Annotated in this window: 10 protein-coding genes; 2 read left to right on the top strand and 8 right to left on the bottom strand. The window is 61.1% G+C overall.

What is annotated here, in order from left to right; genetic code table 11:
- Window positions 1-13: 13 nt before the first annotated feature.
- The 7 genes from ACXAEK_RS10455 to ACXAEK_RS10425 all read right to left on the bottom strand — a co-directional run bounded on the left by ACXAEK_RS10455 (window position 14) and on the right by ACXAEK_RS10425 (window position 8,157).
- Entirely contained in the window at window positions 14-817 is an 804-nt protein-coding gene (locus ACXAEK_RS10455; protein ID WP_475041734.1) for an ABC transporter permease, read from the bottom strand.
- Complete coding sequence (locus ACXAEK_RS10450) at window positions 817-1,641, bottom strand: ABC transporter permease (RefSeq protein WP_475041732.1); 825 nt, start codon at window positions 1,639-1,641, stop codon at window positions 817-819. The genes ACXAEK_RS10455 and ACXAEK_RS10450 overlap by 1 nt, the downstream gene beginning before the upstream one ends.
- A 27-nt stretch (window positions 1,642-1,668) precedes the next feature.
- Window positions 1,669-2,745 (bottom strand): ABC transporter substrate-binding protein, encoded by a 1,077-nt coding sequence (locus ACXAEK_RS10445; protein ID WP_475041730.1) that lies wholly within the window; start codon window positions 2,743-2,745, stop codon window positions 1,669-1,671.
- A gap of 51 nt (window positions 2,746-2,796) precedes the next feature.
- Entirely contained in the window at window positions 2,797-3,846 is a 1,050-nt protein-coding gene (locus tag ACXAEK_RS10440) for an LLM class flavin-dependent oxidoreductase (protein ID WP_475041729.1), read from the bottom strand.
- 10 nt (window positions 3,847-3,856) lie between these two features.
- Window positions 3,857-5,365 (bottom strand): aldehyde dehydrogenase, encoded by a 1,509-nt coding sequence (locus tag ACXAEK_RS10435; protein ID WP_475041727.1) that lies wholly within the window; start codon window positions 5,363-5,365, stop codon window positions 3,857-3,859.
- Window positions 5,362-6,357: a flavin reductase gene (locus tag ACXAEK_RS10430; protein ID WP_475041725.1), complete on the bottom strand. Its 996-nt coding sequence runs from the start codon at window positions 6,355-6,357 to the stop codon at window positions 5,362-5,364. The genes ACXAEK_RS10435 and ACXAEK_RS10430 overlap by 4 nt, the downstream gene beginning before the upstream one ends.
- Window positions 6,358-6,453: 96 nt before the next feature.
- Window positions 6,454-8,157 carry a helix-turn-helix domain-containing protein gene (locus ACXAEK_RS10425; RefSeq protein WP_475041723.1) on the bottom strand — a complete coding sequence of 568 codons (1,704 nt, stop codon included), beginning with the start codon at window positions 8,155-8,157 and terminating at the stop codon, window positions 6,454-6,456.
- Between the two features lie 298 nt (window positions 8,158-8,455).
- On the opposite strand from ACXAEK_RS10425, the gene ACXAEK_RS10420 reads away from it, so the two are divergent.
- Window positions 8,456-9,582 (top strand): IS3 family transposase gene (locus ACXAEK_RS10420; RefSeq protein WP_475038988.1). Its coding sequence is split into 2 segments (ribosomal slippage): window positions 8,456-8,720 and window positions 8,720-9,582, totalling 1,128 coding nucleotides; the frame shifts between segments, so codons are not numbered across the junction.
- Window positions 9,583-10,067: 485 nt separating this feature from the next.
- Here ACXAEK_RS10420 and ACXAEK_RS10415 read toward each other — a convergent pair.
- Window positions 10,068-10,964, bottom strand: coding sequence for a LysR family transcriptional regulator (locus ACXAEK_RS10415; RefSeq protein ID WP_475041722.1), 897 nt, complete (start codon window positions 10,962-10,964; stop codon window positions 10,068-10,070).
- A gap of 105 nt (window positions 10,965-11,069) precedes the next feature.
- Between ACXAEK_RS10415 and ACXAEK_RS10410 the strand changes: the two genes are divergently transcribed.
- Window positions 11,070-11,693 (top strand): HD domain-containing protein, encoded by a 624-nt coding sequence (locus ACXAEK_RS10410; RefSeq protein ID WP_475041721.1) that lies wholly within the window; start codon window positions 11,070-11,072, stop codon window positions 11,691-11,693.
- Window position 11,694 lies beyond the last annotated feature (1 nt).

Here is an 11,694-nt window from a genome sequence, read left to right as displayed (position 1 = left end):
TATCCTCGGGGGTCTACAGGCCCGGCTCGCGGCCCGAGCGGCGGCGGGCTATGCCGTCCGCCAGCAGCGCAAGCAGGGAGAACAGGAACAGCACAGTGGCAATGGCGGCAATTGTCGGGTCGGTGTCACCCTTGATGTTGGACCACATCTGCACCGTCACCGGCCGCACCCGCGGGGTGGACAGGAACAGCGACACCACCAGCTCGTCAAAGGAGATCACCATGGCAAACAGCATGCCGGACATCACCGAGGGCGAGATCAGCGGCAGCGTCACCCGGCGGAAGGCAATCCAGGGCGGCGCGCCGCAATTCGCCGCGGCATCCTCCAGCCGCTTGTCGAACACCGCCAGGTTGGCGCTGACTGTCGACAGCACATAAGGCAGGGTCAGGATCACATGGGCCAGGATCAGCCCCCACAGCGAGCCGTAAAGCCCCCAGATCCGGAACACGCCAAAGATTGCGGCGGCAGTGATGATAACCGGCACCACCAGCGGCGCCATCAGCACAGCCCGGACTGCCAGCGCCCATTTGCTCTCCATCCGGCTGAGCGCCAGGGCGGCGGCGGTGCCCAGAACGGTGGCGGCGATGGCGGCCGGCACCATGATTTTCAGCGAGGTCACCAGCGTCCGCGTCCAGGTCGGGTTGCTGAACATCTTCTCGTACCACTGCAGCGACAGGCCGGGCGGCGGGAAGGTGAGGTAAAGTGCCGAGCTGAAGGAGATCACAAAGATGATCACCAAGGGTGCCAGCATGTAAACCACCAGCATCACATTGATGAGGCCGCGCAAGGCGCCCCAGAATTTTGCGGAATAGAACATCAGATCCGTCCCCGGCGCAGTTTCGACACGCTTTTGATGATCAGGAACAGGAGGCCGGTGCCGATCAGCAGCACAATCGCCAGGGCCGAGGCCAGCGGCCAGTCGCCGAATTCATCGATGCGCTCAAAGATCAGCTGCGCGATCATGATGTCGCCGCGCCCGCCCAAGAGGGCCGGTGTGATGAAATAGCCAAGCGCAATGATGAAGACGAGCATCGCTCCGGTCCCAAGCCCCGGCAAGCAGAGCGGCAGATAGACCCGGAAGAAGGCCCGTACTGGCGTTGCGCCCAGATTGGTCGCGGCCCGGAAGAAAGATCCGTCAATGCGCGCCATCACGGAGTAAAGCGGGAATACCATGAAGGGCAACAGCACTTGCACCATCCCCAACAGCACGCCGAAACGGTTGTAGACGATGTCCAGCGGCTCGGCGATCATGCCGATGCCTGTCAGGACATCGTTGATAATGCCGCCGCGCTGCAGGATCACCAGCCAGGCAAAACTGCGCACCAGGATCGAGGTCCAGAACGGGATCAGCACCACAAAAATCAGCAATTTGCGGATCCAGGGCCGCGCATGGACCATGGAATAGGCCACCGGAAAGCCGATCAGCGCGCATAAGGCGGTCGTCGCCCCGGCAATTGCCACCGTGTTCCAGAGCACCCCCAGATAGATGTTTCTAGAGAAAATGGTGATGTAGTTCTGCAGTCCCCAGACAGGTTCGGAGACGCTGCGCTGCAACAGCCAGCTGACCGGGTAGAGGAAACAGACCCCGATCAGCAGAACTGCCGGTATCAAGAGCCAGAGAGTACGGTTTCCAGCCGTCATCGCACAGCATCTCCTGTTGTCATGGGGTTAGCTGAGCTTCCACTCGTTCCAGCGCTCGGTCAGCGGGCTGAGGTTGTCACGCCAGTAGGCCGCGTCGATCAGGAAGCCTTTCTCGGCGTTCTCCGGCGTGGTCGCCAGCCAGGGCACAACGCTGTCTTCAACCTTGTCAAAGGCCCCCGGGTTCACCGGCGCATAGGCCAGCGTATTGGCCATCAGCGCCTGATTGTCCGCATCCACGGTGGCGTTCATGAAATGCTGCGCGACTTCGGCGTTCGGCGCGCCCTTGGGGATCACCAGATAGTCGATCGAGCGGATGTTCTGGTTCCACGTCAGATCAACCGGCGCGCCTTTCTTGTTCACATCAAACGTGCGGCCGTTCAGCAGCACGCCGACGCCGACTTCACCGTCCACAAACAGCTGCTGCGCGGCAGAGTTCGACTTGTACCAGATCACATGGTCCTTGATGGTATCCAGCTTGCGGTAGGCGCGCTCGATATCCAGCGGATACAGGTCCTCGGGCGCCACACCGTCGGCCATCAGGGCGATTTCCATCATCGGATAGGCCCGGTCGCGCAGGGCGCGCTTGCCGGGGAACTTCTCGACGTCAAACACATCGGCCCAGCTCTGCGGGGTGGTCTCGCCCACCACATCGGTGTTGAAGGCGATGTTGTAGGACCACACGATGCAGCCGATGCCCTTTGGGTGCACATAGGCCTGATCCAGCGCGCTGGCATCAACGATGCCAAAGTCGAGATCCTCGAACAGCTCTTCATTGGCGAACAGGAAGGTGTCGGTCACATCGACCACATCCCAGATCGGCTGGCCGCCCTCGACCATGGTGCGCAGCTTGGAGCCGCTCATCGGGCCGTCCTGGATTACCACGGCGCCGCTTTGCTCCATGAATGGATTGCAATAGGCGCTTTCCTGTGCCGCCTGATAGCTTCCGCCCCAGCTGGCAAAGACCATCTCGCGGCCCGAAAGATCCGCCGCTGCCATCGCCCGGCCGGTGCCGGCCGCCAGCGCGGCGGCGGAAACGCCCGCCGCCAAGGATGTGGTCAGGAATGTGCGGCGGCTGAAGCCCGCCCCGGTTTTGCGTTCAGTCATTTTTTCCTCCCTAAGGTAGACTGTAGTGTGCGTGACGCGCCGGAACCGTCTTTAAGCGGCTTTCTGGGCGCGGAAATGCGGGATGACGCGGTCGGCGAACAGCTCCATCGACCGCAGCGTGCGGTCCCTGGACATGCCAAAGGCCACGCCAAGCATAATGTGATTGATGCCAAGCGCCTGGTAACGTTCAAGCTTTTCAATGATTTCGTCCGGTGTTCCGAACAGCAGGTTATCGCACAGCGCGTCAGCCTGATACTCGTCGCGGTTGGCGACTTCATCAAAATCCACCGGCTCCGGGAAGCCGTCCTTGACCGTGCCGAGCCCCTTGAACAGGTTTTCGAAGTTGCGGCCGAAATTGATCGCGGCGCGCACAGCTTCTTCCCGACCGGCCTTGTCCTCATAGACCGCAACATTGCGCATGGTGGCGTGCTGCAGATGCTCTGATCCCGGCACCGCCGCTTGGGTTTCGTTGAACCGGTCAACCAGCGCCTCGACCTCGGAAAACGGGCGGCGCAGCGCAGTGGACATGATGTTGCAATTGTTCTTCAGCGCAAATTCAAAAGTGTTGGGATCGCGCGCCGCGATCCAAATCGGCGGTGCCTTCTGCAGCGGCTTCGGCACGCAGGCAACCGAAGGGAAGTTCCAGATTTCGCCCTCATGGGCATAGTCGCCCTGCCACAATTTCTGCACCGCCGGAATGATCTCCCGCAAGTAGCGGCCGCCTTCGCCCTGCGGCATGCCCCCGGCCATGCGGTCGAATTCATACTGATAAGAGCCGCGGCCCAGGCCCAGCTCCAGCCGCCCGCCGGTCAGCACGTCGCACATCGCCGCTTCGCCGGCCAGCCGGATCGGGTTCCAATAAGGCGCGGCCACCACGCCGGTGCCCAGGCGCACGTTATTGGTATGGGCTGCCCAGTGCGCCAGCAGCTGAAACGGGTTTGGCGAGATGGTCAGCTCGATGGTGTGATGCTCGGCGGTCCAGACGATGTCAAACCCGCCTTGGTCGGCGGTTTTCACCAGGTCGAGCGCTTCGCCCGCAACATCTTCCATGCTGCGCGAAGTATCGAACCGGGCCATGTTTACAATTGCTGAGAACTTCATGAGGACAATCCTATTTTGTAACACGCATCACAAAGGCGTCCTGCTGGGCGCCCGAATAGTCGATCACGACTGTCTTGATGCGGCTGAACTCTTCGATGGCGGCAAAGCCGTTGTGTTTGCCGTAGCCGGAATCCTTGTGGCCGCCCGAAGGGGACATGACAGAGGGGCTGCGGTAGGTGTTGATCCAGACCATGCCGGCCTCGATCCTGCGCATAAAGCGCAGCGCGCGTTGGAGATCTCGCGTCCAGATGCCTGAGGCCAGAGCGAAATCGCTGTCATTGGCCTGCCTCATAAGGTCATCATCGTCGCGGAATTTCAGAATGGCGAGCACGGGGCCGAATATCTCTTCCCGGGCAATGCGCATATCGTTGGTGACGTCAGTGAAAATCGTGGGCTCGACAAACCAGCCCTCCCCCAGCCCCTCGGGCCGTCCGCCGCCAAAGGCCAGCGTGGCGCCTTCCGATAGAGCGCTTTGGGTGAATTCCTCGACCTTCTCTACCTGGCTCCACAGTGCAAGCGGCCCCAGCTGCACGTCGTCCCGGCGCGGATCGCCGATATCGATCGCGCGGGCCTTGGCGATGATCTTGGCAACGACTTCGTCATAGACGCTTTCCTGGATGAAACAGCGCGATCCCGCCACGCAGGTCTGCCCGGCGGCGGCAAAGATTCCTGCCACCACGCCATTGGCGGCGGCATCCAGATCGGCGTCACCACATACCACATGGGGTGATTTGCCGCCCAGCTCCAGCGCAGCCGGGGTCAGCTGCTCCGCCGCGCCCTTGGCGATCACCTTGCCGGTTGCGGGACCGCCGGTGAAGTCGATCTTGGCGACGCCAGGGTGGGTGATCAGCGCATTGCCCGCGGTGTGTCCCAACCCGGTCACCACATTGAACACCCCGTCGGGGAATCCCGCTTCCTTCATCAGCCCGGCAAAGGCAATTGCGCCGGCCGAGGCGTGTTCCGAGGGTTTCACCACCACCGCATTGCCGCAGGCGAGGCAGGGCGCCAGCGCCCGCATCATCATGAACAACGGCGAGTTCCAGGGGATGATCACCGCCACCACACCCAGCGGCTCGCGCACGGTGAAATTCAGCATGTCGGGCTTGTTGACCGGGATCGTGGTGCCCTCGATCTTGTCGGCCATGCCCGCGAAATAACGCAAGGCCACCGGCAGCGCCTGGCTCAGCGCCCGCATCTCGCGCAACAGCTTGCCGTTGTCCTTGGTCTCGACCTCAGCCAGCCGCTCCACATGCGCATCCAGCAGCTCCGCCAGCTTCAGCATCAGCAATCCGCGCTGGCTTTGCGTCATGTCGCGCCAGGCCGGGTTGGTCATCGCCGCATTGGCGGCTTTGACAGCGGCGTCGACCTCAGCATCGGTGCAATCGGGCACCTGGCACCAGACCTGCCCGGTGGCCGGATCATAGCTGTCAATCAGCATCCCGGCTGAAGCCATGTATTCGCCGCCGATGTAAACGGGCAAGCTGGTGTCACTAAGGGTGTCTACGGTGAAAGCTGTCACTTGGCGCTCTCCTGATCGGTGATGAATTTGGTCCAGGGGGTGGCGCTGCGCTCAATCGGGTTGATCTGCCCGACGCTGGAGGAGCCATCGACATAGAGGCCGAACCGCGCCTCGGCGTACTCAGATTGGAACCGGCGCAGGATCGAGCGCACTTGCGGCACCGCCACCTCCTGCAGGGGCAGCGCATCAACCGGGAACAGGCGCAGTTCGCCTTCCGCGGCGCCAAACTCCATTTCGCCCTGGAAAATCAGCCATGTGGCATTGCCCGAGGGCGCATCAAAAACCGAGTAGAGAAAGCCCAGCTCCGCCGCGATGCCTTGCCCCGCCAGCGATTTTTCCAGCGCCGCGCGGCCCTCTCGGAAGCCCGCACAGACACCGCCCATCGGCAGCGACCAGCCGTCCTGCGTCTTGCGCAGCAGCACCTCGCCGCCGCAATCCAGCACGCAGCCGACCCGCACACCGCCATGATGCGAGACGGAGTCCGCTGCCTCCTCCGCCAGGCCAAGGTCCAGATAGTGGCCGCGCAGGTATGCCAGGGGCCGCCCGTCGGTCTGGCCGAAATCTGTGATTTGGCCGATCAGGATCACATGATCGCCCGCATCCACCAGGTTGTCGGTGGTGCAATCGAACCAGGCGACAGCATTCTCGATCAGCGGCGTGCCCTCCGCACCTTCGCGCCAGGCTGTCCCTGCAAACCGGTCCTCCACCTTGGAAGCAAAGCGGTTCGACACATCCTTCTGTGCCTCGCCAAGAACATTGACCGCAAAGCGGCTGGCCCGGGAGAAGTGGCCAACGTTGGAAGAGGTCTTGGCGAGGCACACCAGGAGCAGCGGCGGCTCCAGGGAAACCGAGGTGAAGGAATTGGCAGTGAAGCCGATCGGATTGCCGTCTGCATCGCGCGCTGTCACCACGGTAACACCCGTGGCAAAACTGCCAAACGCCTGCCGCAGCTGCCGCCGCCTGTCTTCGCTGTCTGTGGCCAAAGTGCTCACGGGTCCGGTCCATCCCAGTTTCTGTTGCACACAGGTTAGGAGTGGAAAGCGCCCGCGGTCCTCCGTTGGTTTGATCTAGATCAGAAAGTATTTTTCCTACGGTTCATAGGAATCTTTCAGCTTCCGCAGCCGGATTGCCAGATCCAGTTCAAAACATTTGTCCGAATCGTCGAAATCAAACCCGTGCTGATCGCTCAACTGTTCCAGCCTGTAGCGTAAGGTCGACACATGGATGCCCAGCACATCCGCCGCCTCCTGGTACCGCCGCCCTGTCTTCAGGAAGGCCTCGATGGTTGCCGCCGCCACTTGCGCCTTGCGCCCCGTGCCTGTCAGCACGCCGGGCAGCACGCTGCCCAGGTAAGCCTCGACCTTTGCCATCTCGGCCGAGGCCATCAGCGCCGGGAACTCCCCAACATTCACTGGCGTCACCCAGCCCGAGGCCTGCATCGATTGCGCCACCTCCAGCGTGTTGGCACAGGTCTCCCGAGCCTTTGGCAGATCCTCGAACACCTCCACCTGCTCCGACATCACCAGCGCCGTGCCCTCGGGCAGCAGCGAGCGGATGCGCGACAGAAACAGCCCCTGCTGCCGCACGGCACCGCCGGCGCGGTCATCGAGCAGCAGCATCAAATCGCCATCCAGCAGACAGGAGACCGAGGCCCCGAACACCGATTGCGCGCTGCGCAGGATAAAGCTGTGGGTGCCGTCATCGACGCTGCCGCCAAGCAGCCGCAGCACCACCAGCCGCAGCGGCGCCTGCAGGTCGAAATCGAGCCTGTGCGCCTCGTCCAGCATCTCCTCGCGGTCGCGCCATTCACCGCTGAACAGGCGCGACAACAGCCGCCGCGCCGTGACCCGGCGCGACTTGAACTCGATGAAGCTACGCAGGATGAAGGACGAAAGCGCCAGCCGCCCCGCCTGCGCCGCGATGCGCTCGTGATCACTCAGCGGCTGATGGCGGAAGAAAAACAGCGCCCCCACATGGCTGCCGTCAATCTGCAAAGGGCTCACCTCGGCGCGGATGGTGGAGCCTGCCACCGACAGGTCCATCACCGTGCCGCTGGCCAGCCCGCGCGCGGCAATTGCGGCAGCGATCAGATCCTCCGGTACCCGCCGGGCTGTGGCCAGCGTGACCGGCGGCGGCACTTCCGGGTCGAACAGCCCGCGTCCGGAGGTCAGGTCCACCGCCAGCCAGCCCGCCGGAAACAAGCTGCTGAGACCTGCGGCCAGCGTGCCTGCTGCCTCAGTGTCCAGTGTCTTGGTCAGCGAGGCGGTCATGTTCTCCAGGATCGCCCGCATCCGAGCGGCCTGTTTCTGCTGCTCCTGCAGCTTGCGCATTTTGCGCACTGCGATGGTAACCAGTTCCGCCACGCATTGCAGAAAGCTGAGGTCAGTCTCGTCGACACTTATGATGTTCCGCGAGGCCACCGAATATACCATCTGCCTCCGCTGCGCGTCGCGCACCCCCAGCGGGATCATCACTGACGTGTGGTAACCACGGCGGATCGCGTCCTCGCGGAACCCCGGGAACTCATCCTGGGCAGCCGCATCCTCCAGGATCAACGGTTCGCCCTCCGCCAGAACCTTTCCTACCGGGCTCGAGCTGGCATCCCACCCCGGAAATCCGGTTAGATCGCTATTGTTGAAGGGATCGTGCCGCACGATCGGAATGGCAAGCCCGGCTTCTGGATCCAGCACTTGAATACTGCTGAGATCCCATTGCGAATGCTGGCACACACCGCGTGTAAGCAACAGGTTGGTTTCCTCAGCATCCTGGCTTTCGTCGATAAACCGGGCCAAGCTGGAGATGTTTCGGAAATGACGGGCTAGGTTGGGATTTCCAGATCGAGGCAAGACAGGCTACAGCTCCGTGCAAGGCGCGTCATTAACACTGCCGGAGACCGGACTAGGCCGCCAATCAGCTGACTTTGGTGCATGAGCCTAGTTTGAGTTACGAAGGAAATTCAACAATGGACTGAGATAACGCAATTTCCTTGAAAACTAACCAGCATTTCGGGACGCTGCTACCCTATGCATTGGAGTGATCCTCCCCCAATGAAGTGGTCCGCCGTTATGTTTAGGAAAACGGAGGATCAGAATGGGAACGAAGCGACACAAGCCGGAAGAGATTGTCACGAAGCTGCGGCAGGTTGAGGTGCTTGTCGGTCAGGGATTGCAGCGCGTGGATGCGATCCGCGAAGTGCGCATCACCGAGCAGACCTACTACCGCTGGCGCAAGCAATACGGCGGGATGGGAACCGACCAACTCAGAGAGCTCAAACGGCTGCAGAAAGAGAACGAGCGGCTGCGTCGCGCCGTTTCGGATCTGACCCTGGACAAGCTCATCCTGTCGGAGGCCGCAAAGGGAAACTTCTGAGCCCCGCTCGCCGCCGGGCCTGCATAGATCATGTGCGCAGTCGGTTCAGCGTGTCGGAACGGAAGGCCTGCCGTGTCCTGGGGCAGCACCGTTCCACGCAGAGAAAATTGCCACGAGGCCGGGTCGACGAGGCGCGCCTGATCGCGGACATGATTGAGCTGGCGCGCCAATACGGCCGCTACGGTTACCGGCGGATCGCGGCCCTGCTGAGGGATGCAGGCTGGCAAGTGAACGACAAGCGTGTCGAACGCCTGTGGCGGCGTGAGGGGCTGAAAGTGCCTGCGAAACAACCGAAGAAAGGACGGCTCTGGCTGAACGACGGCTCCTGTGTCCGGTTGCGGCCCGAATATCGCAACCACGTCTGGAGCTACGACTTCGTGCATTGCCGGACCGATGATGGGAAGGCCTTCCGCACGCTGAACATCCTCGACGAACATAGCCGGGAGTGCCTGGCTATCCGGGTGAAGCGGAAGCTGAACTCAGGTGACGTAATCGATGCCTTGAGTGACCTGTTCATCCTGCGGGGCGTCCCGGCCTACATCCGGTCCGACAACGGTCCTGAGTTCGTGGCACAGGCTGTCCGGGACTGGATTGCTGCGGTCGGCTCCAAGACCGCCTACATTGAGCCGGGATCCCCCTGGGAGAACGGATACTGTGAAAGCTTCAACGCCCGGTTCCGCGATGAACTGCTCAACGGAGAAATCTTCTACAGCCTGCGCGAGGCTCAGATCCTGATCGAACAATGGAGGAAGCACTACAACACAAAAAGACCACACAGCGCCTTGCGCTATCGCCCACCGGCTCCGGAAACACTCGTCCCGATGGACCCGAGGCCGGTCATGCACTAACAATCAAACCGGACCACTCAGGTGGGGCTGATCACACTAACAATCAAACCGGACCACTCAGGTGGGGCTGATCAGCAATCCGGCCTGCCATCTCGAACCCTCCCATTGTTTTGATAGAAATGCAGCAATCTGGCGGCCGCGTGTCATGCTTGTTTGCGACATTCTCAGGGATTGCCGGTCAAGCAGCCGCTATGGGTCGAAGGTTGGCATCGGCGGAATACGGCCCTTTAGGCAATGAGGAGTTTTTCAATGGAATAGGCCCATTCCTGCCATTCATCTTGTCAGGCGTCTGCGGCGCAGCTTCGCCGGGCCGTCCATTCGCTGCAACCGCGAGATCGAAAAGTTACCGAGGCCGGCTCTGGGGGCGAATCTTCCCTTAGAAAATTGATAGCCGAAGTCCGTTTTGATGAGGCACGGCGGTCAAAACTGTGGGGGTAGCCGGTAAGATTCCCCAATCTCATTGTTATGCTTGGTCACCGGGTCAACTAGGATTTCCGGATCAAGTTCTCCTTAAGCCTCAGAAATGACGGGTCGTTGCTTTGTCTCTCGCTATAAACGAGATAGTATCCGAAGCCTGGGCGGCTGACCGGGGGACCGATACACACCAGTTTACCGGATGCGATCAGATCGTCTTCGATCCCGATCGTGCCAATGCTGATACCTTCGCCGGCACAGACCATGTCGAGCATCGTCGGGTAGCTTTGCACCACGCTCAACGCTTGCCTGCCAGGGTACTCCCCACCAGTCAGCGACAGAAAGCGCTCCCAATCCATCCAGCCAATGCCGTTGGGGTCGCCATGATCCAGCATGAGCCTGGGGTCGAGTGACCGCAGCGGATCCTTCGGATCGAGTTGGGGATGGTCCTTCAGAAAGGATGGGGCTGCAATGATCCGGCATTGCTCGTCAAACAGGTGATCCGCGCAGTTCTCCCCGAAATCGCCATGTCCAAATCTTATGGAGAAGTCGACCCCGGGCTCATCGAAAATCCGATAGTCATCAGAGGTGACAAGGTTGATATTCTTACCGGATGCCGCCCGCATTCCGCTGATCCGGGGCATGACCCATAGATGGGCAACTCCGAAGGAAGCACCGACCACGAATTCATCCTTGTTGGCCGGCAGGATCCCACGCACCCCCAATTCCAGCCTGTCAAATGCAGCCGTCGCAAGATCAGACAGCCTTTGACCTTCGAGGGTCAGTTCAACCTTACTGCCGTGACGCAGAAACAGCGGGGTTCCGATCCAGCTTTCCACGTTGGCGATATGCCGGGTGACGGCAGGCTGCGCGACCGAGAGCTCTTGTGCGGCGGTTGTGAAATTGCAGTGCCGTGCAGCCGCCTCAAAGGCCAGGAGCGCGTTAAGAGGGGGAAGCTTACGGCGCACTTTCGCGCTCCCATCATATCAAAATGTTAGTCCACGATGCCGATTTTTGGGATCGCGGTAAAGGCTTTGCTGATGCAGCCTGACCGAAGCAACCGGAGGGCAGCCATGGACAAGGTCAGTTTCACCCAGATGAAGGACGGCACAAAAGAGGAGTATGAACTTCTGAGTGAACGTGCCGTCGATGATGCCAAGCAAACAGCCGACCGTTTGCTGGAGGCACTGGTCGAGCTGGACGGTGAAATGGCAGGCTACCAGATCACCCGCATGGGGCATTCGGTGCAATCAGCCACACGGGCCTGGCGCGACGGTGCGGACATTGACTGGGTCGTCTCAGCGCTGCTGCACGATATCGGGGATATTTTTGCGCCCTACAATCATGATGAATATGCCGCCTCGATCCTGCGGCCCTTTGTCCGCGAACAATGCGCCTGGGTGGTGCAGACACATGGCGACTTCCAGATGCTTTACTATGGCCACCATTTGGATGGCTATGATCAGCACAAGCGCGAACGCCACCGCGGCCACCCCTGTTTCGACGACAATGCCGAGTTCTGCGAACGCTGGGATCAGGCCAGTTTCGATCCTGACTATGACGACCTGCCGCTGGAATTCTTTGCCCCTATGGTGCGCGAAGTCTTCAGCCGCGAGGCCTATGCCCCGGATGTGATCCAAAGCGGCATACGCATCCCATTGGTTCAGCCTGAAATTGCCAAGCAGCGCGCGGCGTGAC

The sequence above is a fragment of the Leisingera sp. ABM4_101 genome (assembly GCF_056158725.1).
The sequence above is the reverse complement of the archived record's forward strand: the minus strand, read 5'-3'. Positions and strand labels throughout refer to the sequence as shown.